General features: G+C 67.0%; 26 protein-coding genes and 1 pseudogene. 15 read left to right on the top strand and 12 right to left on the bottom strand.

From position 1 onward, the window contains the following. Nucleotides 1-43 precede the first annotated feature (43 nt). The 5 genes from AC5P6S_RS18205 (at nt 44) to AC5P6S_RS18185 (ending at nt 4815) form a co-directional block, all read left to right on the top strand. Nucleotides 44-970 carry an XVIPCD domain-containing protein gene (locus tag AC5P6S_RS18205; protein WP_495204704.1) on the top strand — a complete coding sequence of 309 codons (927 nt, stop codon included), beginning with the start codon at nt 44-46 and terminating at the stop codon, nt 968-970. Next, complete coding sequence (locus tag AC5P6S_RS18200) at nt 967-1602, top strand: hypothetical protein (protein WP_495204703.1); 636 nt, start codon at nt 967-969, stop codon at nt 1600-1602. Before AC5P6S_RS18205 ends, AC5P6S_RS18200 begins: the two co-directional genes overlap by 4 nt. Nucleotides 1603-1604: 2 nt before the next feature. Next, nucleotides 1605-2618, top strand: coding sequence for an XVIPCD domain-containing protein (locus tag AC5P6S_RS18195; protein ID WP_323157401.1), 1014 nt, complete (start codon nt 1605-1607; stop codon nt 2616-2618). A 185-nt stretch (nt 2619-2803) separates the two neighbouring features. Further along, nucleotides 2804-3949: a YncE family protein gene (locus AC5P6S_RS18190; RefSeq protein ID WP_483723810.1), complete on the top strand. Its 1146-nt coding sequence runs from the start codon at nt 2804-2806 to the stop codon at nt 3947-3949. Between the two features lie 176 nt (nt 3950-4125). Next, nucleotides 4126-4815, top strand: coding sequence for a hypothetical protein (locus tag AC5P6S_RS18185; protein WP_012478981.1), 690 nt, complete (start codon nt 4126-4128; stop codon nt 4813-4815). 27 nt (nt 4816-4842) lie between these two features. Here the strand turns inward: AC5P6S_RS18185 and AC5P6S_RS18180 are convergent, their stop codons facing one another. Together AC5P6S_RS18180 and AC5P6S_RS18175 are read right to left on the bottom strand one after the other, a co-directional pair. Continuing rightward, on the bottom strand, nt 4843-5235 hold the full coding sequence (locus tag AC5P6S_RS18180; protein WP_495204702.1) for an XVIPCD domain-containing protein: 393 nt from the start codon (nt 5233-5235) through the stop codon (nt 4843-4845). Nucleotides 5236-5298: 63 nt separating this feature from the next. After that, nucleotides 5299-5778 carry a DUF4440 domain-containing protein gene (locus AC5P6S_RS18175; protein WP_049459192.1) on the bottom strand — a complete coding sequence of 160 codons (480 nt, stop codon included), beginning with the start codon at nt 5776-5778 and terminating at the stop codon, nt 5299-5301. A gap of 227 nt (nt 5779-6005) precedes the next feature. On the opposite strand from AC5P6S_RS18175, the gene AC5P6S_RS18170 reads away from it, so the two are divergent. Continuing rightward, nucleotides 6006-6818 carry an alpha/beta fold hydrolase gene (locus AC5P6S_RS18170; RefSeq protein WP_495204701.1) on the top strand — a complete coding sequence of 271 codons (813 nt, stop codon included), beginning with the start codon at nt 6006-6008 and terminating at the stop codon, nt 6816-6818. A 9-nt stretch (nt 6819-6827) separates the two neighbouring features. Further along, on the top strand, nt 6828-7001 hold the full coding sequence (locus AC5P6S_RS18165) for a hypothetical protein (RefSeq protein WP_005407864.1): 174 nt from the start codon (nt 6828-6830) through the stop codon (nt 6999-7001). Between the two features lie 91 nt (nt 7002-7092). Here AC5P6S_RS18165 and AC5P6S_RS18160 read toward each other — a convergent pair whose 3' ends face one another. Next, nucleotides 7093-7773 carry a hypothetical protein gene (locus tag AC5P6S_RS18160; protein ID WP_049417855.1) on the bottom strand — a complete coding sequence of 227 codons (681 nt, stop codon included), beginning with the start codon at nt 7771-7773 and terminating at the stop codon, nt 7093-7095. A gap of 133 nt (nt 7774-7906) precedes the next feature. Here AC5P6S_RS18160 and AC5P6S_RS18155 point away from each other — a divergent pair, with 133 nt between their 5' ends. Further along, a complete protein-coding gene (locus AC5P6S_RS18155; RefSeq protein ID WP_060380823.1) occupies nt 7907-8566 on the top strand; it encodes a hypothetical protein in 660 nt (219 codons plus the stop codon). Nucleotides 8567-8636: 70 nt separating this feature from the next. Further along, the gene (locus tag AC5P6S_RS18150) at nt 8637-9605 is read left to right on the top strand and encodes a polysaccharide deacetylase family protein (protein WP_099561777.1); all 969 of its coding nucleotides are present in this window, start codon (nt 8637-8639) and stop codon (nt 9603-9605) included. 3 nt (nt 9606-9608) lie between these two features. Here AC5P6S_RS18150 and AC5P6S_RS18145 read toward each other — a convergent pair whose 3' ends face one another. The 3 genes from AC5P6S_RS18145 to AC5P6S_RS18135 form a co-directional block, all read right to left on the bottom strand. Then, complete coding sequence (locus tag AC5P6S_RS18145; protein WP_262238531.1) at nt 9609-10451, bottom strand: class I SAM-dependent methyltransferase; 843 nt, start codon at nt 10449-10451, stop codon at nt 9609-9611. Between the two features lie 127 nt (nt 10452-10578). Continuing rightward, on the bottom strand, nt 10579-10902 hold the full coding sequence (locus AC5P6S_RS18140; RefSeq protein ID WP_059036103.1) for a hypothetical protein: 324 nt from the start codon (nt 10900-10902) through the stop codon (nt 10579-10581). Nucleotides 10903-10971: 69 nt separating this feature from the next. After that, the gene (locus AC5P6S_RS18135) at nt 10972-11388 is read right to left on the bottom strand and encodes a hypothetical protein (protein ID WP_065184161.1); all 417 of its coding nucleotides are present in this window, start codon (nt 11386-11388) and stop codon (nt 10972-10974) included. A gap of 90 nt (nt 11389-11478) precedes the next feature. Between AC5P6S_RS18135 and AC5P6S_RS18130 the strand changes: the two genes are divergently transcribed. Continuing rightward, nucleotides 11479-11763: a hypothetical protein gene (locus AC5P6S_RS18130; protein ID WP_059036107.1), complete on the top strand. Its 285-nt coding sequence runs from the start codon at nt 11479-11481 to the stop codon at nt 11761-11763. A gap of 87 nt (nt 11764-11850) precedes the next feature. Here the strand turns inward: AC5P6S_RS18130 and dmeF are convergent, their stop codons facing one another. Next, nucleotides 11851-12825: a CDF family Co(II)/Ni(II) efflux transporter DmeF gene (dmeF, locus tag AC5P6S_RS18125; protein WP_262211718.1), complete on the bottom strand. Its 975-nt coding sequence runs from the start codon at nt 12823-12825 to the stop codon at nt 11851-11853. Between the two features lie 48 nt (nt 12826-12873). On the opposite strand from dmeF, the gene AC5P6S_RS18120 reads away from it, so the two are divergent. Beyond that, nucleotides 12874-13158, top strand: coding sequence for a metal-sensing transcriptional repressor (locus AC5P6S_RS18120; RefSeq protein WP_049417847.1), 285 nt, complete (start codon nt 12874-12876; stop codon nt 13156-13158). An 82-nt stretch (nt 13159-13240) separates the two neighbouring features. On the opposite strand, the gene AC5P6S_RS18115 is transcribed toward AC5P6S_RS18120, so the two are convergent. Then, a complete protein-coding gene (locus AC5P6S_RS18115) occupies nt 13241-13627 on the bottom strand; it encodes a MerC domain-containing protein (RefSeq protein ID WP_043033951.1) in 387 nt (128 codons plus the stop codon). A 69-nt stretch (nt 13628-13696) separates the two neighbouring features. Between AC5P6S_RS18115 and AC5P6S_RS18110 the strand changes: the two are divergent. Continuing rightward, nucleotides 13697-15022, top strand: a pseudogene (locus AC5P6S_RS18110) (GTP-binding protein). Between the two features lie 105 nt (nt 15023-15127). On the opposite strand, the gene AC5P6S_RS18105 reads toward AC5P6S_RS18110, so the two are convergent. Then, complete coding sequence (locus tag AC5P6S_RS18105; RefSeq protein ID WP_012478998.1) at nt 15128-16735, bottom strand: ATP-binding cassette domain-containing protein; 1608 nt, start codon at nt 16733-16735, stop codon at nt 15128-15130. A 225-nt stretch (nt 16736-16960) separates the two neighbouring features. After that, entirely contained in the window at nt 16961-17860 is a 900-nt protein-coding gene (locus AC5P6S_RS18100; protein WP_049459182.1) for a LysR family transcriptional regulator, read from the bottom strand. A gap of 228 nt (nt 17861-18088) precedes the next feature. Here AC5P6S_RS18100 and AC5P6S_RS18095 point away from each other — a divergent pair, with 228 nt between their 5' ends. Continuing rightward, nucleotides 18089-19267 carry a serine hydrolase domain-containing protein gene (locus AC5P6S_RS18095; protein ID WP_495204700.1) on the top strand — a complete coding sequence of 393 codons (1179 nt, stop codon included), beginning with the start codon at nt 18089-18091 and terminating at the stop codon, nt 19265-19267. Further along, nucleotides 19264-20448, top strand: a complete 1185-nt coding sequence (locus tag AC5P6S_RS18090) for an MFS transporter (RefSeq protein WP_495204699.1) — start codon at nt 19264-19266, stop codon at nt 20446-20448. The genes AC5P6S_RS18095 and AC5P6S_RS18090 overlap by 4 nt, the downstream gene beginning before the upstream one ends. A 315-nt stretch (nt 20449-20763) precedes the next feature. Here the strand turns inward: AC5P6S_RS18090 and AC5P6S_RS18085 are convergent, their stop codons facing one another. After that, entirely contained in the window at nt 20764-22380 is a 1617-nt protein-coding gene (locus AC5P6S_RS18085; RefSeq protein WP_005412097.1) for an EAL domain-containing protein, read from the bottom strand. Between the two features lie 230 nt (nt 22381-22610). Here AC5P6S_RS18085 and cycA point away from each other — a divergent pair, with 230 nt between their 5' ends. Continuing rightward, a complete protein-coding gene (gene cycA / locus AC5P6S_RS18080; RefSeq protein ID WP_005407881.1) occupies nt 22611-23984 on the top strand; it encodes a D-serine/D-alanine/glycine transporter in 1374 nt (457 codons plus the stop codon). Nucleotides 23985-24040: 56 nt separating this feature from the next. On the opposite strand, the gene AC5P6S_RS18075 is transcribed toward cycA, so the two are convergent. Then, a partial coding sequence (locus tag AC5P6S_RS18075; protein ID WP_146257439.1) for an integrase core domain-containing protein occupies nt 24041-24167 on the bottom strand: 127 nt, incomplete at its 5' end.

The following is a 24167-nucleotide window of genomic DNA, read 5'->3' as shown; positions in this document are numbered from 1 at the left end:
ATCATCCGGCCAGGACCGCAGCACCCATCAAGGCTGAACAGGCATGGAGCAGGCAACACGCTACACCGCAACGCTGTACCTGGCCGCGCCCGGCACTCCACTGAAGAGTGGAGGTATCTCGCCGCGCGGCCATATGTACCTGCAGGTAGCCGCGGGCGACGAGGCCCACAGCTACGGCTTCGCACCACCGCGCCACGCGCCGGGCGAAGCCGCCACCGGCGCGCAGTACGCGCAGGTGCGCCACGATGATGCCGACGAACATCTGGACCCGTACTACAGCCGCACCGTGGAAATCACCGAGGAGCACTACGGCTGCCTGCGTGATTTCGCCGAGGAGCCGGCCGAGTTCGAATTCGACGTGGATCGCCCGGCCACCATCAACCGCTGCAGCGATTTCGTCTGGGCGGCGCTGCACTACGCCGGCCTGCATCCGCTGCCGGCGCCGCTGGATGGCGGCAGCAACCTGGGCGAGTTCGCGGTGCTGTTCAACCTGCCGGAAATCCAGTGCATTGCTGCGCCGTTCCCGGGCAGCGATCTGAATGCCGAAACCCACCATGCGATGCCCGAGCGCGAGGCCGAACATCATTGCCAGGGCGACCGTGCCAGTGATGAGCCGCCGCCGACGCCGATTGAAGTGGCTGGCACGCTGCTGGACCCCTCACATCCGGACCATCGCCTGTTCTCGCAGCTGATCCAGAAAGTGGCCGAGCTGGACGCTGCGCATGGCCGCCCGTTCGATGCGGCCAGCCAGCGCATCAGCGCCAGTCTGCTGGTGCTGGCCAAGCAGAACAATCTCTCCCGCGTGGACCACGTGCTGCTCAGCCGGCCGACAAAAAGCAGTCATGCCGCCGAGAGCATCTTCATCGTGCAGGGCGACCGCAACGACCCAGGGCACCGCCGCGCCAGCATCGCCACCGAGGTGGCGGCCAAGACCGATGTGGCCGATTCGCTGCGGTTGAAGGAGCAATGACGCGGTCACTGCGGCGGAGGCTGGTGTTACTGGCGGTGCTGGGCGCGCTGGCGGCATGCCGTGCGTCACCAGCGCCGGAGGTTGCGCCGCCCCTGCTGACGCGCGCACAGGCCGAGGCGCGCACGGTTGTGCCGTTCACGCGGGCCGTGCAGTTGCAGAAGGCCGGTCGGATTGCCGAGGTCACGTTTGATTTGCCGGCACCCCAGAAGCCGGCCATTCCGATCCTGAACATCGGGCTGCGGCTGCAGGATACCGACGCCCGACGGCTGCTGGATGCGTCGGAGAAGATCACGCTGGGACGGCTGCCAACGCGGCTGCGCCTGGAGCGTATTGATGGCGGTGCACCTGGTCCTGTGCAGCTCTGGCAGCGTACTCGCGATGGACGCGATTCTCAGAAAATCGGGGAGGATGGCGTGGTAACAGACCTGACGACGGGGAGCGTGGACATCAACAGCTTGGCCGAGGCCGGGTTGTACTCTGAAGAGGTGCTCTATCGCACGTTGCAGTTGGCGCAGGTCGGAGGCATTGCACCCGGGCGCTACGTTCTGCGGGTGGACCTTGTGGAGGATCGGCCCCGGCTGGAAGGCCTGAAAGCAGAACTGATCGTTGGCTACCAATCACTAGGAAAGTAGACATGCACAAGGACGATGCCGAACGCTACAGCGTAACCATTCATCTGGCGGCCCCCGGCACGCCGCGCTACGGCCGTGATGCTGAGGGAAACAGGTTTCTGCTGGAGCCATCGTTCGCGGGGCACATGTTCCTGTCGCTGCGCCGTTCGGGTGAACCCTTCCCGGAGAGCATGGGTTTCACCCACGCAGGCACCAAGGACGAGCCGAACAGGGGCAAAGTCGATGACATGGATGTGTTGGTCTACGACAAACCCCGCTTCGAGCGCACGATCGAGATCAGCAAGGAGCAGTACGACCGCATCCTCGAGTTCTCCGCAGACCCGAAGAAGCACGGCTTCGACATGGAATACGACTTCTTCTCCAACGCGTGCACCGATTTCGCTTGGGGTGCCCTGAACCACGCTGGGCTGCGCCCGGTCGGGCTGGCCGGCGAGATCAGCAACTACGAGGGCGCTACCAGGGTCCTGGACAACATCCGCGCGGTCAACGCCATTCCGCAGCAGGTGAAGGGCAGCGAACTGGACAAGGTGCAGTGGAACCCGATGCCGAAGCAGACCTTCCGCGAGTGGATGTTCACCGAGAACGGCGAGCAGTGGCGCGGCAACAGCACCCTCGCGGCAAGCGGCACGCCCGCAGACCCGGCGCACGACGATCATGCCCGCCTCAACCAGATCCACCAGCAGGTGGCCGACCTCGGCGCTTTCGGGGCGCGCAACGGCAATGTCAGTGCCAGCCTGCTCGCGCTGTCGAAGGAGCAGCAGTTCTCGCGCGTGGACGAGATGGTGCTGGGCGAGCAGCGCGGTGATACCGCACCGAAGCTGTTCATCGTGCAGGGGGACCGCAGTGACCCGGCACACCAGCGCGCCAGCATGCCGGCGGAGGTGGCTGCGCAGGCACCGGTGGAGGCCTCGTTCGATCGGGTCGCGCAGTTGCAGCAGAATGAGCCGCAGCGAGACGCGCAGCGCCTGCAGGAGGAGCAGCAGCTTCAGCAGAGCCACGGCCCACGGATGGCATAGCGGCGGGCGCAGCATCGAGGTCGAGCGTTAGCCATGCCCGCGCCGGCGCACGCCACGCCCCCCACCTGCTACCATTCCCCCGCAACCCCAGCCAGCCCACCCCGCGCAGACAGATGCGGGGCGGGCCGTCGCAGTACGGCCCAGCGAGCCAGGACACCTTCCCGTGCCCATTCAAGGACGCTCGCATGTTCCGTAATCCTCTCTTCCGCTCGGCCGCGCTGGCCGTTGCCGTTTCGCTCAGCCTCGGCGTGCCCTCGGCGTTCGCCGACAACGCACCCGCCGCCAGTGCTACCGCCGCCGTGCAGCGCCAGGCCGTGGCCAAGGGCCTGTACGAGCTGGCCTACAGCCCGAAGCAGAACGCCGTGTTCGTGGCCTCCTCCGGCGGTTTCGGCGATGACGCCGGCCCGGCCCAGGTTCTGCGCCTGAACCCGGCCACGCTGGCCGTGGAAACCCGCATTCCGCTGGAGCGCAAAGCCTTCGGCGTGGTGCTGGATGACGCCCACAACCGCCTGTACGTGGGCAACACCGTGGACCTCTCGGTGACCGTGGTCGACACCGCGCAGAACAAGGCGGTCGGCACCATCCAGCTGATGGAAAAGAAGACCGGCAAGGACGGCAAGGCCGCTTACACCCACGACCTGCGCGAGCTGGTGGTCGACAGCGCCGCCAACCGCCTGTACGTGACCGGCCACAGCAGCCAGCCGGACGTGAGCAGCGTGCTGTTCGTGATCGATACCACCACGCTGAAGGTGATCAACACCATTGATGGCCTGGGCAATGCCAAGGCGCCGGGCCTCGCACTGGATGCGCCCAACAAGCGCGTCTACACCAGCAACCTGCTGGCCGACCTGGTGGTGGTGGGCACCGATTCGAACAAGGTGGTGGCGCAGCATAGGATCGCCGCCGAGCAGCCGATGAACATCGCGCTGGACCCGGCCGGCAAGCGCCTGTTCGTGACCGACCAGGGCTCGGAATTCCTGCGTGGCTACCAGGCCAAGAGCAGCGGCCTGGTCAGCAAGCACCCGGGCCAGCGCGTGCTGGTGCTCGACCGCGGCACCGGCAAGGAACTGGCCAGCATCCCGACCGATGCCGGGCCGCTGGGCATCCTGCTGGATGCACCGCGCAAGCGCCTGTACGTGACCAACCGCGAAGCCGGTACCGTGACCGCATACAACAGCGACAGCTACCAGAAGGTGGCCACCTACGCCGTGCCGACCCACCCGAACAGCCTGGCGCTGGATGCGAAGAACAACGTGTTGTTCGTGAGCATCAAGAACGGCGAGAAGGATGACAAGGGCGCTGACGAGAGCGTGGCGCGCATCCAGCTGTAAGCATTCGCGCTGGATTGACGAGGCCCGTGTCCTCGGCCGTCGGCCGTGGAGCGGGCCTCATCCATTTATGCGGCTCGCATGACGCTGGACTAGGAAGTGTTGCAAAAGCAGGGGCAGCGCTTGTTGCAGTGGGGCGGTACATGTAGCGTCTTCAGCCTTCCAGGGGAGGCTATCCAATGAGTACGTATACCGCGTTCGTCGAGCTCGCATTTGAAAGGTTGAACAAAGAGCTGGCGATACCGAAGGGATTCGCCGTAGCGCTCTACAAAGAAGAAGACTCGTGGAGCTTCATCTCGAAGCTGGCGCAGCTCGTCGAGGCCGTTTTCACGCGGGCCGTCGTCGATGCCCTGCGCGAGCCGCTGATATTCGATGTGATCAGCAATCTCCCGCAGGAAGTGAGGATCAATTTTCTGCGCAAGATGAACATCATCGACAGTGAACAGAAATCGATGTTCAAGGCCGTTGCGGAGATCAGGAACCAGTACATCCATGATCTCTCGAACATCGACGTTCCGCTGGATGCCTACATCAAGAACCTGGAGGACGGTGCAAGGAAGGGGCTCTTCAAACGGTTCAAGCCGTACTTCGTCGACCCGAAGATGTCCATTGAGGAGTTCATCTCACAATGCAGGCCACAGGTCTTCCATGTGTGCGTGCTGGAGCTGCTGAAGGTCCATGGAAAGGTGTCATCCATCAACATCCAGAAGGACCACGAGGCATTCCGTCTTCAGCAGGCGGGAAGGTTGCTGCCGGCGAAGAAGCACGGCGAGATGCTTCCGTTGGATCGACTGACGGTGAGCAGCTATGTCACCCAGGCCAGAGACGTCCTGAAGCGGGAAGGCCTGCTCGTTTCAGAGTTCAAATAGCGGGAGAGAAACCGCTTCCGCGCCTGCTTACCCCAGCCGCGGCGCAGGATTCTGCATTTCCTGCGCCTGCACCTCGACCTGCGGCTGCACACCCAGCCCCAGCTTCTGCATCGATTGCTCCACCGGCGTCTGCGCCGCCACAGCCGTCGGCATCATCGCGCGCAGGTGCGCCGGATTGGCCGGGTCGCCCTGCACGACGAAGACGTTGTGCCCGGCCGGATGATTGGCCGTGGCGTTGCTGACCAGCACGTGGTCGACCTGCTGCAGGCCCTGCTCGCGGGCCAGCACGGTCAGGCTGGCGGTCAGGCGTTCGCTGGTCTGGTCGAACGCACGGCCGTGCTGGGCATCCAGTGCGGCCACGCCCTGGCGGATCTGCTGGTTGAGGCCATAGTCGGGGTGGTTGGGGGTGATCTCGGCCATGGCCATCGAACGGTAGCGGTGGGTCGTGGGTGAACCCCCCAAGTATAGATCCGGCCCGCGAAGTCAGTCTGCCGGCCGATGGTCATAGCTGATCACCCGCTCGGCCAACCAGCGCCCGTCCACGCGACGCCAGACCTGGATGAAGCGGGCCTGGCCCACCCAGCGCTCCACGCCGTACTTGCCGCGTTCATGGAAGCGGTGGTCGCCGATTTCCAGCGCCCGCTCGTCGTGTAGCGGGAACACCTGCAACGAAGACTCCACCCGCTCGCGGCGCAGGCTCCAGCCGCCCTTGCGCCCATTGCTGCACATGTTGGCCACGCTGCGACGGAAGTCCTCGCGATTGCTGGCCGACTTGCCATCCTTGTCATGGAAGAACTCCATGTCCTGGGTGGTCATCGCGGCGGCCTTGTCGGCATCGCAGGCCTCGAAGGCGGCGGCGAACAGCTGGGTGTCGGCCTGGCGGATCTGCTCGCGCAGGTCATCGGAGGGCGCGGGTGCGGCGGCGAGGCCGGCGGCCAGCAGGGGCAGGGTGAGCAGCAGCATGGCGAAGCTCCAAGGACGGTTCACGCAGGCTCGCATGGCGTTCGGGGCGCTGCAGCCGGCGTCCGACGAAACGGCCGTTCCATGGAGTGAATGCCCGCATTGGCGGCTCGGCTCCAGCGTCGGGGCCGTGGTCTGTGCAGGGGATGTCATGGCGGCCGGCGATTCCATCACGGTCGCGATAGGGGCCGGCCCGTAGCCTGAAATCCTCCCCTTCCACAGGAGGTTCCATGCCTGCTTCCCGCGTCCGCCTGCACGTTGAAGACACTGGTGGCGACGGCCGCCCGGTCATTCTGATTCACGGTTGGCCGCTGTCCGCCGACGCATGGAAGACGCAGGTGTCGATCCTCCGCGACGCCCAACACCGGGTGATCAGCTACGACCGGCGTGGCTTCGGCCGTTCCGACAAGCCCGCCGAGGGCTACGACTACGACACGCTGGCGGCGGACCTGGCCGGGGTGATCGAGGAGCGTGACCTGCGCGACGTCACCCTGGTCGGCTTCTCGATGGGCGGCGGCGAGGTGGCGCGGTATGTGGCCAATCACGGGCAGGCGCGCCTGCACAGCGTGGTGTTTGCTGCGGCGGTGCCGCCGTTCCTGCTGCGTAGTGACGACAATCCGGAAGGTCCGCTCACCCAGGAGAAGGCCGATGAAATGCGCAGCGGTCTGGAGAAGGACCGCGAAGCCTTCTTCGATGGCTTCACCCGCGATTTCTTCAGTGCCAATGGCAAGCTGATGGTGACCGAGGATGAGCGCCAGGCCGCAATCGCGCTTTGCCATCAATCCGACCAGACGGCGGCGCTGGGTTGCATGCAGGCGTTTGCCACTACCGACTTCCGCGACGATCTGAAGAAGATCACGGTGCCAACCCTGATCCTGCACGGTGACAGCGATGCCATCGTGCCGTTTGAAGGTTCTGGCCAGCGCACGCACCGGGCCATTCCGGGCAGCGAAGTGGTGATCCTGGAAGGCGCACCACATGGGTGCAATACCAGCCATGCGGACCACTTCAATCTGGCGCTGCTGAACTTCCTGAAGCGGTAAGCTGCGGCAATGCGCCAGACCAAGACACCCCCGTGGAAGAAGCCCAATCCCAAGGGCCAGACCTCGCAGCCGCTGTCGCCTGCGCAGAAGGATGCGGCGCGGCAGCGGGCGGAAGAGAATGGGCGGCGTTATCCGAATCTGGTGGACAACATGTGGGCCGCGAAGCTGCCGCGCGGGGCCTGATCTGTAGAGTCGAGCCGTGCTCGACCCCGCACGGTGCCCATCCACGCATGGCGTGGATCTACTGCAACAGCAGCCTGGCCTGGCCCGGCATCTACATGCCATCCAGCGGCATCCAGCCGGCTTCCAGCCATGGTGAGATCTCGCTCTGGCGGACGGTGATTGCCTCCGTCGGCAGCCCCGCCAAGCGCGCAAGCTCTGCACGTAGTAGCTCGGAATCCACCGGCGCGGCCGTAGCTACCTGCAGCCGATCACTCTGATGCCTCACCTGTACCGGTAGCGTGGCGCGCGCGTCATGCTGGCCGCCCGTGCGCCCGATCGGGTAGCGCATTGTTACCGGCCGTGACAGCTGCGCCAGTGCGGGCTGCCACGCCTGCAGCACGAGGGGCTGCCCGGCAGCGGGAACATGTACTTCGGCAATCGTGGCCGGGTAGCCCGTAAGGCTCTCGACCAGCACCTGGAAGCGCGCGCCATCCGGCATGACCAGCACGGCGGCAATCAACGCAGAGAACGAAACGAACACCGCCGCGAGGTTCCAGCTGCGGGGCGCGGTGGCCGGGCGCGTTGCGGTGCGCAGGCCCGGTTTGCGCCGCAGCTTGCGCGCGTAGATGCGCCGGTCCTTCCTGCGCGGGCTGCTGCTGTGCTCGGGCAGATTCAAGGGCACCCGTGGAAGGCGCGCCACGCGGGCCTTGATCAGGCGCGACAGCAGCATCCACGCGATCACGAACGCCAGCAGCGGAAGCAGCGTTCGCACCCACAGATACAGCGTGACCATCCACAACACCTCTACATGCGACCATCCATGCTCATCCACATCCTACCGGGACCACGCGGCGGTTGTCGTATCCGCCAGCCGACAAGCACAGGGCGCTTGGTTAGGATGGTCCTTTGTTGTCACGGATGAACCGATGGTCTCTGCTGCTGCCCGCTTCTGTCGTATCTGTGGTCCTGGCCCGATTCTGCTGGCACTGCAGGTGGTGGCGCTGCTGGCGGTAGCCCTTGCAGCCGGCTTCTTCCATTACCGCGTGGGGCTGCTGCTTGAGCCGGTGGATGACGCATGCGGTGGGCCTGATCCTGTCGCGCGCATGCAGGTTGCAGAACAGCTGCTGGCGCGGTCCGCTGCGCTTGCACCATGGCAACCGTTGCAGTGGATTCCGATGGCGGGCGTGGTACTGGCGTTGCTGGGCGCGATGTCGATCAGCGTCTACCGCCTGGGGCGTCTGTCCGAACGCCTGCGACGCGCCAACTGGGGGGTGATGGCCCTGCACGCCGCGATCCTGGCGCTGGCCCTCAGGGCATTGCATCTGTACGACATGGCATGGACCAGCGTGGCCAAGCTGTCTCCGGCGGCGTGCCTGGTGGAACTGGGCGAGCAGGGCCGGCTGCCGCTGGCACAGTCGCAGCAGGTGGTGTTCGAGATCCTCACCCATGAGCATGCGCCGCTGCTGCGCAATCCCGATGACCTTGCCCTGGTGCTGGTCGCGTTGATGCTGGTGGCAATGGCTGCAGGATTCATGCTGTGGCGGGCGATCGTGCGCGAACGTCAGGTGCAGTCGCCCAGCCCCTGAGGGGTGTGTGACCGACCACGCGCCCGCAATCGCGCTACAGTCTGCGCTTCGCTCCTGCAAGGATGTGCTGATGCGTTGGTTGCTGCCTGCTGTACCGCTACTGCTCTGCTCGTTGGCGGTACACGCCGCTGAAGTGGATCGCCGGATCGCGGTGACTATCGACGACCTGCCCTGGGCGCGGGTGGACGAGATCGTTCCGCCGGATCTTCAGGCGCGGCACGAAGCGCTGATGACGCAGCTGCACCAGGCGGGTGTGCCGGTAGTTGGCTTCGTCAACGAGAACAAGCTTGAGATCGATGGGCAGGTGCAGCCGGCGCGGGTGCAGATGCTGCGCGACTGGCTGGACGCCGGTTATGTGCTGGGCAACCACACCTACTCGCACATGGACCTGAACGCCAAGGGCGTGCCTGCGTTCCAGCAGGATTTCCTGCGTGGCGAGGCGGTGCTGCGGCCGTTGCTGGCCGAGCGCGGGCTGAAGCCGCAATGGATGCGTCACCCCTATCTTCGTGCCGGGCGCACGCCGGAAGAACGCGCGGAGATGGACGTGTTCTTCAAGCAGCATGGCTACCGCGTGGCACCGGTGACGGTCGACAACGGCGAGTGGGTGTGGGCGTTCGCCTATGCCAACGTGATGAACGAGCAGCCGGATTCCCCGGCGCGCGAGGCGACGCTGGCGCAGCTGCGCAAGGGCTATGTGCCGTACATGCTGAACAAGCTGGACTACTACGAGAAGCAATCCCAGGCGCTGCTGGGCTACGCGCTGCCGCAGGTCTGGCTGATGCATGCGAACGAACTCAATGCAGCCACGTTCGCCGAACTGGTGGCGGCGACGAAGCGGCGCGGCTATCGCTTCATTTCGCTGGACGAAGCGATGCGTGACCCGGCCTATGCGCGGGGCGCCGAGGGCTACAGCGGTCGCTACGGCCCGAGCTGGCTGCACCGCTGGGCGATGGCGGAGAAGAAACCGAAGGACTTCTACGCCGGTGAACCTGAGGTGCCGTCGTGGGTGATGAAGCTGGCGAAGGTGGACTCGGAATGAGGCTCAGCGCTTGACGGCCAGCACGCCGTCAAGCGCCAGTTCGGCCTTGAACCCCGCCTTTTCCAGGCGCTTGGCCACTTCACGCGGCACGTCGCGGCCGCTGGTCAGCTTGTTCGGCGCGCCGGTGTAGTGGAACAGGCGACCGCCCTTGCGGATGACGCGGGCGAGGTGGTCGTAGAACACCTGCGAGTACAGTTCGCCGGCGATGCCGAAGCGCGGCGGGTCGTGCAGGATCGCGTCGACGCTGCTGCTGGCCACCTGTTCGATCTGCTGCGAGACATCGCCGTGGCTGAACTGCAGCCGGCCACCGGCCGCAGCCGATTCCGGATCCGGTGACCACGGGTTGAGCGTGCGCAGCCACATCACGTCGGCATTCTTCTCGAACGAACGGATCTGGCCGACACCGGCCTCCAACGCGCAGGCGGCGAAATAGCCCAGGCCACCGCAGGTATCGAGGATCACCTTGCCGGCCGGGGCGACCAGCTCGACCTTGCGGCGCGCATCCTCGAAGGGTGACAGCTTGGAGGTCGGCAGCATCTTGATGCCGTCGATCTCGAAGGTCGGTGCGCCCCATTCGGTCGGCACCAGCTTGATCAGCGAGCCGCTGTAGCGCGAGATCGGTGCGAAGTCCTCGCCGTCCCAGTAGTACAGCGTGCGGTCCTTCAGCTTGCCCGGCCACGGGTAGGGCTGGCCACGGAAGCGGAAGCCGTCGGCATCCAGCGCCACGCTGTCCTCGCTGCGGCCGAGGTCGAGCGAGCCCTGCCAGTCGGCAGCGCCCTTGTCATGGGCACGGCGCAGGGTGTCGGCGCTGTCGCGGGTCAGCAGGGGGCCGGTGTAGTGGGGCACGGCGGGTACCGGGGCGGTTCGGGGGAGGGCATGGTACCGCAGCTGTTGCCGGGGCCACGTGTGGCTGCTGCAGTAGATCCACGCCATGCGTGGATGTAGACGGGTGGAGCCGAGCGAGGGCTCGGCGCTACCGCTGGCTGGTGCAGCTGAAGCCGTGCGTGGCTCCTTCTCCTGAAATCATGTTGACGCCACGCGAGGGCTGCATGCCCTGCAGCGCGCACGACCGACGATGGACGTCCTGGGTTTCCGGTGGCTGCCGATCAAAGTCGTAGCGCAGGCTGCCGTCTTCCTGCAGCAGCCAATGCACGGTAACGCGCTCGTGGCGACCATCACCGAGATCCCAGTCCAGGGTGCGCATGATCAGGGTCTGCCCATCGGGCAGCTGCCGGACTTCGTCATAGGCCCCCTGGGTCTTCGGCGCGCTTACCGCAAGCAGCAGAAACAGCAGCATTGGCATCGCTCCTCAAAGAAGACAGGATGCGCCCATAGTGCCCTGAGCCGCCATCAGAATCATTGCGTCTTACGGGCACTTCACCGCATACACCGGCCCAGCACCGATCAGCATCAACGCCATGTAGTCACTATCGCTGGCCTTGCCCTTCAACGTCGCGTCCCTGTTGAAGTGGAAGATGCCGAAGCCGCCCGCCATGCGGATCAACGCGCTGTCGATCTGCTCGGCGTCATCGCGGAAGTAGCGGCTGATCTCGCTGCGCGTGGCCTTGTGCAGGGCATTCGGCTCGCGTTGCCACTGGTCGCCGCGGCTGAAGGAAACGAAGTACTGGCCGCCTTCCCTGTCGATGCGGAAGTCGGCCGGTTTGCGCGCGCCGGTGGCGAAGCAGCCCTGCAACGGATCGGCGCTGAAAGGAAGCCCGGCATCGCCACTGCAGGCGGTGAGCAGCAGGACGGCACCGGGCAGCAGCAGGCGAAGCATGCGCATGGGATGTCCCTACAGGGCAGGTGCGGCTAGTGTAGGCGGCACTCGGGCGTCGCCCGTACAGAAATTCGGCAAGAACAAAGGGGTTTTCGGATGGCGCAGGGCAAGGCACCGTGGTGCGGCATGGCCAGTTGGCTGGGGATCGCTGTGGGTTGGGGAGCCGGCACATTGGCGGCGCAGGCGGCGGTGGCCGCAGGCGGCAATGGCATGGTTGCGGGATTGGGCGTGGGCGTGCTGGGCGCGGCACTGGTGGGCTGCGGTCTGGCGGTGGCCTCGCGCGTGCGCGGCGAGCGCTGGCCGTGGATCGGCATCGGTGGTGCGGTGCTGAGTGCGCTGCCGCTGCTGATGTACCTGCTGCGGATGATGTTGAAGCTCTAGGGTAGTGCCGGCCGCTGGCCGGCAACTGCAGTTTGGGTCCGAAGCTCATGAGGTTGCCGGCCAGCGGCCGGCACTACCCGGTATGGATCACACGATGCGGTGAATCTCCACCGTCACGTGCACCAGCTCCTCATGGATCGCCAGTGCGTTGCGCACGGTATCCGCATCCAGGCGGGCGTCGCTGGTAACCACGCTGGCGCTGACCGCGTACTTGCCGCGACCGACCTGCCAGACGTGCAGGTCGGCCAGGCGCGCCGGCCAGGGGCCCTGTTCGATCACTTCGCGAACTTCGGCCACCACTGGTGCGTCCATCTGCGCGTCGAGCAGGATGCGGCCGCTGTCGCGTAGCAGGCCTACAGCCCACACCGTGACCAGCACGGCGCCGACCAGGCCCATCACCGGGTCCAGCCAGGTCAGGCCCAGCAGCTTGCCGCCGAGCAGGGCGACGATGGCCAGCACCGAGGTGGCGGCGTCGGCCAGCACGTGCACGTAGGCCGAGCGCAGATTGAGGTCGTGACCGTGCGCATGGCCGTGATCGTGGTGTTGGTGGTCACGCCCGTGATGATGGCCATGGTCATGCCCGTGGTGGTGATGCGCGTGGCCCGGGCTGTCGTGCAGCCACCATGCGCAGAGCAGGTTCACGCCCAGGCCTACCGCAGCGATGGCGATGGCTTCGTTGTAGTGGATCGGCGCCGGTACCCACAGCCGCTGCAGTGACTGCACGGCCATCAGCGCGGCGACGCCGAGCAGGGCGATGGCGCTGGTGTAGCCGGCCAGGATCTCGATCTTCCAGGTGCCGAAGGCGAAGCGCGGGTCGTGCGCGTAGCGGCGCGCGCAGCGGTAGGCGAACACCGCCAGGCCCAGCGCCAGCGCGTGCGAACTCATGTGCCAGCCGTCGGCGAGCACGGCCATGGAGTTGAACCACCAGCCGCCGACGATCTCCACCAGCATCATGCCGACGGTCAGCCACAGGGCGCGGCGGGTATTGCGTTCGGCCAGCGGATTGCCGTCGTCGAAGCGGTGTTCGTGGCGACGGGCGGCGGCGAGGGCGTCCAAGTGCATGGCGGCGGGAGCTGGAGTGGATACCCCCATAGGGTATACGATCCCGCCATGGCCCATGTACACAAGAATCGAAAGCAGCTGCTGACCCGGGTACGCCGTATCGGCGGCCAGGTGGCGGCGTTGGAGCAGGCGCTGGACCAGCCCGAGGGTAAAGCCGGCGACTGCGCGGACGTGCTGGTGCAGGTCGCCGCCGTGCGCGGTGCCGCCCACAGCCTGCTGATGGAGCTGCTGCACGAGCACCTGCAGGAACACGTGGTGGGTGCCGACGACCCGCAGCAGCGGGCAGACGAGGCCGCGGTGCTGGTGGAGCTGCTGCGCCGCTACGGCAAATAGGCCGGGGGGCGGTAGAGTCGACTGTTAGTCGACTATCGCGCGAAGCGCGGGGTTCTATGCAGCCCGAGCGAAGAGCAGTCGACTAACAGTCGACTCTACCCCCGTGCCGGTGCCGTGCGTTCCAGATATGCGTGGCGGCCAGCAGCAGGCTGCCGGTGACGGTCATCGGCGTTTCCCAGTCATGTGAGGGCAGCGCAAGCGCGCCGGCCAGCAACAGGCCCAGACCGACGCCAGCGGCGGCCCAGGCCAGCACCGGCAGCGGGTGACGGCGCTCGGCGCGCCATAGCGCGTAGCCGGTCAGTGGCAGGGCGATGGTCACGAACAGCAGGTGCACCCATTCCGCCTCGGCCCAGGTGCCGAACAGGGGAAGCGCGGCGGCCAGCAGGGGCAGCGCCAGGCAGTGCAGCAGGCACAGGCTGGACAGGGCGACCGCGCCGGCATCAAGCAGGGCGGCAGAAGGCGACTTCATCGGGGGAGGTTCCTTGCGCAGTAAGTGTTATACAGTAACATTCCTGTTCCGCAGCCAACCCGCTCCGACATGAACACTGTTTCCCGTGCCGACCGTCGTCTTCCGGTCACCGTGCTGTCCGGCTTCCTCGGGGCCGGCAAGACCACCCTGCTCAACCAGATCCTGCGCAACCGCGAGGGCCTGCGCGTGGCGGTCATCGTCAACGACATGAGCGAGGTCAACATCGATGCGCAGCTGGTGCGCGAAGGTGGCGCCGAGCTGCGCCGCACTGAAGAGACGCTGGTGGAATTCAGCAACGGCTGCATCTGCTGCACGCTGCGCGACGACCTGCTGCAGGAAGTGCGGCGCCTGGCCGATGCGGGCCGCTATGACTATCTGCTGATCGAATCGACGGGCATCGGCGAGCCGATGCCGGTGGCGGCCACCTTCGCGGTGCGCGACGAACATGGCTTCAGCCTGAGTGATATCGCGCGGCTGGACACGATGGTGACGGTGGTCGACGGCAGCGCGTTCCTTGCCGACTTCGGCTCGACGTCGCGACTGGCCGAGCGCGGCCAACAGGCCGGCCCGGAGGATGATCGAGGCGTGGTTGACCTGCTATGCGAGCAGGTCGAGTTCGCCGACGTGATAGTGGTCAGCAAGGTGGACCAGGTGGATGACGAAGCGTTGCAGGACACGCTGGCCGTGTTGCGTGGCCTGAACCGCGACGCGAAGCTGCTGCTGTCCAGCTTCGGCGATGTGCCGCTGGCCGAGCTGCTGGATACCGGTCGCTTCGACATGGAGCGTGCGCAACGCGCGCCGGGCTGGGTGAAGGAACTGCGGGGCGAGCACACACCGGAAACCGAGGAGTACGGCATCGGCAGCTTCGTCTACCGCTCGCGACGTCCGTTCCACCCGGCGCGCTTCGCCCGCGCGCTGCAGTCCGGCATGCCCGGCGTGATCCGCAGCAAAGGCTGGTTCTGGCTGGCCAACCGCATGGACTGGGTGGGTGAGCTGAACACCGTGGGCGCTGCGACGCGCACGCAGGCGGCGGGCTTCTGGTACGCCGCACGTGACCGCGTGCGGGCCGGGCTGGAAGACACCGCGCCGTTGTTGCCGCCCACGCCGCTGCCTTACAGCGACTTGGGATAGGCGCGGCAGCAGGCCGACTGCTGGAGCGCGCCGCTGCCGGGGCCGGAAGAATTCCCGGATGCGGCAGCGCACACGGCGATGCAGCGGCTGTGGCATCCCTTGTGGGGGGATCGCCGCCAGGAACTGGTGGTGATTGGCGTGCACATGGATGAGCGCGCGGTGCGCTCGAAGCTGGATGCGTGTCTGCTCAACGACCAGGAGCTGCGTGCGGGGCCATTGCTGTGGCAGCAGTTGCCGCAGGCGTTCCCGGTGTGGAAGCGTTGACGGTGCATTGAGGATCCATGGGTTGCCGGCCAGCGGCCGGCACTACCCCCTGGTCGATACGTCATGCGTGGATGGATGCATGGCGGAGTCGAGCATGGCTTGACTCTACAGACTGTCGCGCCACTGCCAGCCCCCGGTGCTCACCTGCAGCACGTGGGTCGGTCGCAATGCCTGCAGCAGGTGCCGGTCGTGGCTCACCATCACCAGCGCGCCCGGCCACGCCGCAAGCAGTTCCTCCAATGCCTGCAATGCGCTCAGGTCCAGCGCATTGCCGGGTTCGTCCAACAGCAACAGCTGGGGCGCGGGATCGGCGTACAGCACGCTGGCCAGCGCACCTTTCACGCGTTCGCCATCGCTGAGGCTGTGGGCTGCCCGCTGGATGCGCTGTGCATCCAGCCCGAGCAGGGCCAGCCGCGTGCGCAGCTCGCCTGGGTCCGCGTCCGGGTTGGCGGCCTGCACGGTGTCGAGGATGCTGCGCTCGCCGGACAGCCCCAGCAGCTGCTGGTCGAGCAGGGCCAGTGGCGCATGCCGTTGCACGGCGCCACTGCGTGCAGGCAGCTGGCCGGCCAGCACACGCAGCAGGGTCGATTTGCCGCTGCCGTTGTCACCGACCACGGCGATGCGCTGGCCGCGGCGGATCTCCAGCTGCAACGGTGCACTGCAGCCATGTGGCAGCACCAGCGCCTCGGCCTGTAGCAGGCGCATGCTGCCACGGTCACCCGCACCGGCGAACAGTGCCAGTTCCGGCGCCGCGTGCACCGCCGATGCCGCTGCGCGCAGATGCTCTGCGCTGGCCTGCAGGCGTTCGGCCTGCACCTGTTGTGCGCGGCCGTGGCTGGCCTCGGCGCGCTGCTTCTGCCGGCCGAGCAGGATCGGGGCCTGGTTGGCCTGCTTCGCATCGCGGTTGCCACGCGCCTGGCGTTGTTGTTGCCGTTCGTGCTGTTCGCGCGCGCTGCGTTGCTGCTGGCGGTGCTGGGCGCGCGCATGATCGAGCTGGGCGGCGGCAGCTTCGCGCTCGGCGGCGCGAGCATCGGCATAGTGCTGCCACGGTCCGCCGTAACGATGCAGCCCGCGCCCATCGAGTTCGACGATCTGCTGCATGTGCGCCAGCAGCTCGCGATCATGACTGATCACCAGCAGGCCACCGCGCCACTGCTGCAACCGTTCGTACAGCTGTTGGCGATGGCGTGCATCGAGGTGGTTGCTGGGTTCGTCCAGGATCAGCCAATCGGCACCGCTGGCCCAGGCACCGGACAGCGCGACCTGCATGGCCTGGCCACCACTGAGGCGCGCGGCCGGCTGGGCGGGATCGAGATCGTCGGGCAGCCGAAGCGCCTGCCATTGCTGCTGCAGGCGTTCGCGCAGATCCCAGCGGTCGCCGACGCAGGCGAAGTCGGCCTCGTCCACGCTGCCGGCTTCGATGCGTTGCAGTGCAGCCAGTTCCGCGCCGACGCCGGCCAGTTCACCGACCGTGCCGGCGGGCGGATAGCCGGGCGTCGGCAACAGGAACACGCGGCCACTGCCGCGCACCTGGCCAGTGTCGGGCAGCAACCGTCCGGCCAGCAGGCGTGCGAGCACGCTCTTGCCGGCGCCATTGGCACCGACCAGGCCGGTGGCGACCGGCTCGAAGGAAAACGTCAGATCGGAAAACAGCGGGCGGCCGTCGGCCAATCGATACGACACGCGATCGAGCGTGAGGGAATGCGGGGTCATGCGACCTCCATGGATGCCGGGTTCTCCCCTGCGCGCAGGGGCGGGAAGAGTCAGGCCGTCTGGTGGGAAGACGGCGGCATCAATGGCGCATTGGTCGCGAGCCTCTGGGAGGAATGAGCGGCCAGTATAGCGGGGCTGGCTGAATGGTTTGATGGCGCGACTCTACAAAGGCATCCACGCATGGCGTGGATCTACTGTGGGCCGGGCATGGGGTGGATCGATCGCCTACGGCACGGTTTCCAGGCGCGCGCTGACGAAGTCGATGAACACCCGCAGCTTCGGAAGCACGTGGCGGCCGGAGGGCCACAGCAGGTGGAAGATGCCGCAGGAGTGCACGTGCTCGTCCAGAACGGTGACCAGGCGGCCGTCGGCCAGTGCATCGCGCACCGAGTGCACGGGCACGAACGCCAGGCCGATATCGCGCAGTGCCAGCGCTACCCGCGCTTCGATGGTGTTAGCCACCATGTGCACCGGCAGCTCCTGCGGTGTTTCCTGGTCGGGCCAGTGGATCGGCCACAGTTCCAGCTTGCCGGTACTGGGGAAGCGATAGTGCAGCAGCGTGTGCTGCATCAGATCGGCCGGTGTGCGCGGCGTGCCGCGCCGCTGCAGGTAGGCGGGTGAGGCGACGATGCGGCGTGGAAACACACCCAGGCGTCGTGCGTTCATGCGTGAGTCGCTGGGCTCGCCGACGCGCAGTACGGCATCGAAACCTTCCTCGATGACGTCGACCAGCCGATCGCTGAAATCGAGGTCGAGGCGGATATCGGGATAGGCCGCCATGAACTCGGCCATCAGCGGCAGGGTCAGGTCGCCCACCAGTGGCAGGCCGATGCGCAGCGTGCCGCGAGGCGTGGCGTGCGGTTGTGCCAGCTCGGTGCGTGCGGCATCGCGCTCGTCGAGGATGCGCCGGCAACGCGCCAGGAACAGCTGGCCTTCGGCGGTGAGGGTGATGCTGCGCGTGCTGCGGTGGAACAGGCGCACGCCCAATGCCTGTTCCAGCCGGGCAACGCATTTGCCGGCGGCCGAGGCCGAGATGCCCTGCAGGCGCCCGGTCTCGACGAAGCTGCGGGTATCGGCCGCGTGCACGAAGGTCTGCAGGTTGGCGAGGTTGTCCAGGACTGACATGGGCGTGTGGGCGATGAAAGCGGCAGGGTAGGTCGGCGCGGCCGTAGTGGACGGCTCCGCCATCGCAACACTGTGGTGCGGGGTGGCGTTGGGACCGTTGCGGCCTTGCAGTTCCGGCCATCATGCCGATTGCGGACTGCACGGTCCATGATGCCCGGAGCGGCAACCGGCTTTTTGCGCTGCGCCGTGCTGCCTAACGTGGCGGGCCTCTCCCCACGGATTCCCGCGATGAATGCCGCTCCTTCCCTTGAACCCACGCCGACACTGCCATCGGTGCAGCGGCTGCTGCAGCAGGTGCACCCGCAGCGCCTGGTCGGTGCGGTGGTGCTGGTGCGCGAGCACGGTGTGCTGCGCCACTCCAGCGCGACCGGGCTGGCCGATCGCGAGACGGCAACGCCGATGCAGCGCGACCAGTTGTTCCGGCTGGCATCGGTCAGCAAGCCGCTGCTGACCACGGTGATCCTGCGCCTGGTAGCAGAGGGCGTGCTCGACCTCGATATGCCGGTGCAGCGCTGGCTGCCGGACTTCCGCCCGGCACTGGCCGACGGCAGCACGCCGCCGATCAGCCTGCGCCAACTGCTCAGCCACAGTAGCGGGTTGGGCTATCGCTTCCTCGAAGCCGATGCCGACGGCCCGTATGCGCGCGCTGGGGTCAGCGATGGCCTGGACGCGAACCCGCTCTCCCTGGCCGACAACGTGCGCCGCATCGCGCAGGCGCCACTGCTGTTCGCGCCGGGCAGCCAATGGCTCTACTCGCTGGGCGTGGACGTTGCCGGTGCCGTTGCCGAAGCAGCGACGGGTGAAACGCTGCAGGCACTGTACGAGCGCTTGCTGGCCGCACCGCTGGGCCTGCGCGACACCGCCTTTGCTGCGCGCAACGCGGCACGCTTGGCCACGCCCTATGTAAGCGACGCGCCGCAGCCGCATCGCCTGCAGGAAGGCGAGGTGGTCGCTCCGTTCGAGGGTACGGTCGGCATCGAATACAGCCTCGCGCGCGCCACCGATGCCAGCCGTTTCCCCTCGGCCGGGGCCGGCCTGGTCGGTACCGCCGATGACGTGATGGCGGTGCTGGAAGCCTTGCGTGATGTGCAGCGTTCAGGCCTCCTGCCGTCCGCACTGGCAGCGGAGATGGCCAGCCCGCAGGTCGGCGAGCAGGGACCGCCGGAACCGGCCGGCTGGGGCTTCGGCCTGGGCTTTGCGGTGCTGCGCGATGCGGCCGCAACCGGTACGCCGCAGAACGCAGGTACATGGCGCTGGGGCGGTGCCTACGGGCACAGCTGGTTTGTCGATCCTGTGCGCGGGCTGAGCGTGGTGGCACTGACCAATACCCTGTACGAAGGCATGGATGGTGCCTTCGTCGACGAACTGCGTGATGCGGTGTATGCCGATATGGGGACCGTGCGATGAGCGGCCATGCCATCGATGCAGCCAGCCCCGCCGGTGAAGCCACGCGCCTGCCATGGGCCGGCCTGCTGGCGTTGGCCGGTGGCGGCTTCATCACGCTGCTGACCGAGACCCTGCCGGCCGGTGTACTGCGGCCGATGGGCGACAGCCTCGGCGTGAGTGATGCGGCGGTCGGCCAGCTGGTCAGCGTGTACGCACTGGGCTCGGTGATGGCCGCCTTGCCGATGACCGCACTGACCCAGCGCCTGCCACGACGCCCCTTGCTGCTCGCCGCGATTGCCGGCTTCGTGCTGGTCAACACGCTGACCGCACTGAGCAGCAGCTATCCGCTGATCCTGGCCGCGCGTTTCCTGGCCGGCGTGAGTGGTGGCCTGCTGTGGTCGCTGGTGGCCGGTTACGCCGCGCGCATGGTGGTGCCGTCGCTGCAGGGCAGGGCAATCGCGGTGGCGATGGTCGGATCGCCGTTGGCGCTGTCACTGGGCGTACCGGCGGGCACCTTGCTGGGCCAGCAGATCGGCTGGCGTTGGGCGTTCGCGCTGATGAGCGTGCTGGGCGTGGGGCTGCTGGCGTATGCGCGTTGGGCACTGCCGGCCTTGACCGCCGCCGGTGCTGGCCGGCGCATACCGCTGGGCACGGTGTGGCGCATGCCGGGCGTGCGCAGTGCACTGCTGGTGATGGTGCTGTACGTACTGGCGCACAACGTGCTCTACACCTACATCGAACCGCTGGCGGTGGAGGCCGGCGCCGGCCCGTGGCTGGACCGCCTGCTGTTGGCCTTTGGCGTGGCCGCCATCGCCGGCATCGGCATTGCCGGCTGGGGCGTGGACCGTCATCTGCGCACGCTGGTGTGGGCGGCGGTGATCGGCTTCATCGTGCCGGTGCTGGCGCTGCTGCTGTGGCCGGGCGACGCGACCGCGCTGCTGCTGGCGACGATCCTGTGGGGCGTGGCCTTCGGTGCGGTGCCTACGTTGTTCCAGACCGCATTGGCACGGCGTGCGGGTGCCGCCGCGGATCTGGCGCAGTCGATGCTGGTGACCGGCTGGAACCTCGCCATCGCCGCCGGAGGCGTTGCAGGGGGTGTGCTGCTGCAGGCGGGCGGCCCGAACCAGTTGGGATGGCTGCCGTTGCTGCTGCTGGCGGTGAGCGTGGCGTGGCTGCTGGCACGGCCGAAGGCCTGGGCGTAGGCCCAGAGCAAACGTTACGGAGGTGCCGGCCAGCGGCCGGCACTACCGTGGTCCCCGCCATCCACGCATGGCGGGGATCCACCGAGCGCAGCGACCCGCGTTTGCCTTTGCCTTCTTCTGTTGATTCCGTGGCGGGACGCCGCCGGAACCTGTCAGAGGCCGGGGCGGTCGGGTTCGCGGGGGTGTCCGCGGGATGGATGCCGCGGCCAAGCCCCCATGGACGGGTTTACGGCGTCCCCCGCGAACCCGACCGTCCCGGCCAACCCTGGGATAGCAATACGCGACCCGCCACGAGGGGCTCCGCCGTTCGCCGTCCTACTCCACCCCCTCACGCTCGATCGGCACGCTGCGCGGATTCTGCATGTGCTCCCGCGCCGCGCCATAGCGCTGCTGCCGCTTGTGGTGGAACGCCACGAACTCATCCCGTGGCAGCGGCCGCGAGAACAGCCAGCCCTGCGCGAACTCGACCTTCCGGGTATGCAGGTACGCCAGCTGTGCCTCGGTTTCCACGCCCTCGGCCACCACCCACAGGCCCAGCTCCTTGGCCATGTCGATGATGTGCGGCGTCACCGGGCTGGTCGCGCTCTCGGTGCCGATCGCATCGATGAACGACTTGTCGATCTTCAGCGCATCCAGTGGCAGCTGCTCCAGGTACTGCAGGCTGGAGAAGCCGACGCCGAAATCATCAATGGCCACGCTGTGCCCGGCCCGACGTGCCTGTGCCAGCATCGTGCGGGCGCGGTCCAGATCGAGGAAGCCGCGCTCGGTGGCTTCCATCCAGATCTGCTGCGGCAGGATGCCGCTGCCGGCCATGTGCTTGGAGATCATCTTCAGCGCACGGCCGCTGCTGATGTCTTCGGCGGCCAGGTTGATCGCAATGTGCGCGCTGCGGTCGGCCACCAGCAGTTCGCGCATGTCGCGTACCACGTTCTCGATCACCAGATCGGTGACTGCGGCGATCATGCCGGCCTCTTCGGCCAGCGGAATGAACAGGTCCGGCCGCACCTGGGTGCCATCCGGGCGCTGCCAGCGTACCAGCGCCTCGGCGCCGACGCAGATGCCGGTATCCAGTTCGATGATGGGTTGATAGTGCAGGTACAGCTCGCGGCGGCGGATCGCCGTGGCCAACTCGCCGCGCAGGGACAGGCGGCGACGCGACAGCCAGATCACCAGGCCGGCACCGATGGCGGCCAGCAGAACGCCGATCGGCACGAACAGCCAGGCCTGCTGGCGGAAGGTCGCGGCAAGCGCGGTACGCGGCGTGGTTGCGATCGCCAGCCACTCTTCGTTGCGCGCGGTGGCGTACAGGGTGTTGTGGTCCAGGCCCTCACCGGGCGCGCGCAGCAGGGTTTCCAGCAATGCCGGATCCATGCCGTCCTGCCTGGCCAGGAGGCGGCCGTCCGGGCTGGCCAGGGCAAGGCGCACGTTCGGGTCGGCGATGACATCGACGAAGCGGCGCGGATCGACCAGCACGTCGTAGTTGCCATACAGGATCGACAGGACCTGACGCCGTCCGCTGGCCTCGGGGCGCACATCCACGGCGATGCCGGCGCCATCACTGGTGACGTGGTCGGACCTGGGCTGGTTGACGTCGGACAGGAACGGGCCCCACGACGTGCAGCGCAGCTTGCCACCCTCGAAGTAGCCCATCTGGTCGACCGACGGCGAGGTCATCACCAGCGTCTGCATGCGCCGGATGTGGTCCGGCCCGCACGGATCGTAGGCGCCGGCCTCGGCGGACTTCAACGCGGCCAGCGCTTCCAGGTAGGACTGGTCGGCGCGGCGCAGGGTGCGGCCGGCGATGTCGCGCAGGCGCTGCTGCTCGACACTGACCGCACGGTCCCAGGTGGCGTAGGCCATCACCGCGATCGGCACGGCTGCGGCCAGCAGCGCCAGTGCGGTGCCGCCGATGATCACGCGCAGCCGGCTCATGGCCGGGGCTCCAGCGGGGCGGGCAGGGCAGGGCGCATGGTCGGGCCGATCCTTGGGCAGGTGCGGCTATCTGAGCATGGCGCCGGGCCGGGCGGAATGGGATGAATCCGGTATTCGGTCACATTGTGATGAAAGCGGCCAAGTTTGACGGGATTGGCCCATCCGACGCTGGCGCTCCGGCCTGTGGAGGACTACCGTCGAACGCTTCGCCCGCCCTTTTGCCCGCGCCCATGACCGAGCCCGCAACGCCCCCCGAGCACCTGCGCCGCAGCCTGTCCAACCGCCACCTGCAACTGATCGCCATCGGCGGTGCCATCGGTACCGGCCTGTTCATGGGCTCAGGCAAGACCATCAGCCTGGCTGGCCCGTCCATCGTCTTCGTCTACCTGATCATCGGCGCGATGCTGTTCTTCGTGATGCGCGCGATGGGCGAGCTGCTGCTGTCCAACCTGCAGTACAAATCCTTCATCGATTTCTCCACCGATCTGCTCGGCCCTTGGGCCGGCTTCTTCTGTGGATGGACGTACTGGTTCTGCTGGATCGTCACCGCCATTGCCGATGTGATCGCCATTGCCGCCTACGCGCAGTTCTGGTTCCCCGGGCTTGACGCCTGGAAGCCGGCGCTGGCGTGCGTGATGCTGCTGCTGTCGCTGAACCTGGTGACGGTGAAGCTGTTCGGCGAAATGGAATTCTGGTTCGCGCTGATCAAGATCGTGGCGATCTGCGCGCTGATCATTACCGGCGCCGGGCTGGTGGCGTGGGGCTTCACTTCACCCAGCGGCCACACCGCGTCGCTGTCGAACCTGTGGAACGACGGCGGCATGTTCCCGATGGGCCTGGTCGGTTTCTTCGCCGGCTTCCAGATTGCGGTGTTCGCCTTTGTCGGCATCGAGCTGGTCGGCACCACCGCCGCCGAAACCGCCGACCCCGAGCGCAACCTGCCCAAGGCGATCAACTCGATCCCGGTGCGCATCATCATCTTCTACGTGCTGGCGCTGATCGCGATCATGGCCGTCACCCCGTGGCGCCAGGTGGTGCCGGACAAGAGCCCGTTCGTGCAGCTGTTCGTGCTCGCCGGCATCCCTGCCGCCGCCAGCCTGATCAATTTCGTGGTGCTGACCTCGGCCACGTCCTCGGCCAACAGCGGCATCTTCTCCACCAGCCGCATGCTGTACGGCCTGGCCGAAGAGGGCCACGCCCCGCGCGGGTTGTCGAAGTTGTCACGCGCCGCCGTGCCCGCCCGTGGTCTGCTGTTCTCGTGCCTGTGCCTGCTCGGTGGCACGCTGCTGATCTACCTGATTCCGAACCTGGTAACCGCCTTCACCCTGGTGACGACGCTGGCGACGGTGCTGTTCATCTTCGTCTGGTCGCTGATCCTGGTGGCCTACATGGCCTATCGCCGTCGCTACCCGGAGCGCCATGCCGCATCGATCTTCAAGATGCCCGGCGGTGTTGCCATGTGCTGGGCCTGCCTGGTGTTCTTCGCCGCCGTGCTGGTGCTGCTGAGCCTGCAGGCCGACACCCGCCAGGCGTTGATCGCCAGCCCGGTGTGGTTCGTGCTGCTGGGCGTGGGGTATTGGGTGCGTCGGAGGGCGGCAAAATGACCGGGGATGCGGGGGGCGGCAATGCCGGAAATCGGGAACGTCGGTAGAGTCGACTGTTAGTTGTGTAAACCCACCACGTTGTTCAGCAGGACTCTGGAAATAGGTGGCTGGCCACCGATCCCCATGTGAGGGCGGTGCCAGTTGTAGTGGTGCAGCCATTGGGTCAGCACGGAATTGCGCTGG

It is taken from the genome of Stenotrophomonas sp. YJH_SMC_119 (assembly GCF_059368315.1).
This window is presented reverse-complemented; position numbering and strand designations above follow the sequence as displayed.

What these genes read in the sequence shown, in the direction of transcription:
- AC5P6S_RS18205 (WP_495204704.1), top strand. Translation starts at nt 44, where the DNA reads ATGGAGCAGGCAACACGCTACACCGCAACGCTGTACCTGGCCGCGCCC.
- AC5P6S_RS18200 (WP_495204703.1), top strand. Translation starts at nt 967, where the DNA reads ATGACGCGGTCACTGCGGCGGAGGCTGGTGTTACTGGCGGTGCTGGGC.
- AC5P6S_RS18195 (WP_323157401.1), top strand. Translation starts at nt 1,605, where the DNA reads ATGCACAAGGACGATGCCGAACGCTACAGCGTAACCATTCATCTGGCG.
- AC5P6S_RS18190 (WP_483723810.1), top strand. Translation starts at nt 2,804, where the DNA reads ATGTTCCGTAATCCTCTCTTCCGCTCGGCCGCGCTGGCCGTTGCCGTT.
- AC5P6S_RS18185 (WP_012478981.1), top strand. Translation starts at nt 4,126, where the DNA reads ATGAGTACGTATACCGCGTTCGTCGAGCTCGCATTTGAAAGGTTGAAC.
- AC5P6S_RS18180 (WP_495204702.1), bottom strand. Translation starts at nt 5,235, where the DNA reads ATGGCCGAGATCACCCCCAACCACCCCGACTATGGCCTCAACCAGCAG.
- AC5P6S_RS18175 (WP_049459192.1), bottom strand. Translation starts at nt 5,778, where the DNA reads ATGCTGCTGCTCACCCTGCCCCTGCTGGCCGCCGGCCTCGCCGCCGCA.
- AC5P6S_RS18170 (WP_495204701.1), top strand. Translation starts at nt 6,006, where the DNA reads ATGCCTGCTTCCCGCGTCCGCCTGCACGTTGAAGACACTGGTGGCGAC.
- AC5P6S_RS18165 (WP_005407864.1), top strand. Translation starts at nt 6,828, where the DNA reads ATGCGCCAGACCAAGACACCCCCGTGGAAGAAGCCCAATCCCAAGGGC.
- AC5P6S_RS18160 (WP_049417855.1), bottom strand. Translation starts at nt 7,773, where the DNA reads ATGGTCACGCTGTATCTGTGGGTGCGAACGCTGCTTCCGCTGCTGGCG.
- AC5P6S_RS18155 (WP_060380823.1), top strand. Translation starts at nt 7,907, where the DNA reads ATGGTCTCTGCTGCTGCCCGCTTCTGTCGTATCTGTGGTCCTGGCCCG.
- AC5P6S_RS18150 (WP_099561777.1), top strand. Translation starts at nt 8,637, where the DNA reads ATGCGTTGGTTGCTGCCTGCTGTACCGCTACTGCTCTGCTCGTTGGCG.
- AC5P6S_RS18140 (WP_059036103.1), bottom strand. Translation starts at nt 10,902, where the DNA reads ATGCTGCTGTTTCTGCTGCTTGCGGTAAGCGCGCCGAAGACCCAGGGG.
- AC5P6S_RS18135 (WP_065184161.1), bottom strand. Translation starts at nt 11,388, where the DNA reads ATGCGCATGCTTCGCCTGCTGCTGCCCGGTGCCGTCCTGCTGCTCACC.
- AC5P6S_RS18130 (WP_059036107.1), top strand. Translation starts at nt 11,479, where the DNA reads ATGGCGCAGGGCAAGGCACCGTGGTGCGGCATGGCCAGTTGGCTGGGG.
- dmeF (WP_262211718.1), bottom strand. Translation starts at nt 12,825, where the DNA reads ATGCACTTGGACGCCCTCGCCGCCGCCCGTCGCCACGAACACCGCTTC.
- AC5P6S_RS18120 (WP_049417847.1), top strand. Translation starts at nt 12,874, where the DNA reads ATGGCCCATGTACACAAGAATCGAAAGCAGCTGCTGACCCGGGTACGC.
- AC5P6S_RS18115 (WP_043033951.1), bottom strand. Translation starts at nt 13,627, where the DNA reads ATGAAGTCGCCTTCTGCCGCCCTGCTTGATGCCGGCGCGGTCGCCCTG.
- AC5P6S_RS18105 (WP_012478998.1), bottom strand. Translation starts at nt 16,735, where the DNA reads ATGACCCCGCATTCCCTCACGCTCGATCGCGTGTCGTATCGATTGGCC.
- AC5P6S_RS18100 (WP_049459182.1), bottom strand. Translation starts at nt 17,860, where the DNA reads ATGTCAGTCCTGGACAACCTCGCCAACCTGCAGACCTTCGTGCACGCG.
- AC5P6S_RS18095 (WP_495204700.1), top strand. Translation starts at nt 18,089, where the DNA reads ATGAATGCCGCTCCTTCCCTTGAACCCACGCCGACACTGCCATCGGTG.
- AC5P6S_RS18090 (WP_495204699.1), top strand. Translation starts at nt 19,264, where the DNA reads ATGAGCGGCCATGCCATCGATGCAGCCAGCCCCGCCGGTGAAGCCACG.
- AC5P6S_RS18085 (WP_005412097.1), bottom strand. Translation starts at nt 22,380, where the DNA reads ATGAGCCGGCTGCGCGTGATCATCGGCGGCACCGCACTGGCGCTGCTG.
- cycA (WP_005407881.1), top strand. Translation starts at nt 22,611, where the DNA reads ATGACCGAGCCCGCAACGCCCCCCGAGCACCTGCGCCGCAGCCTGTCC.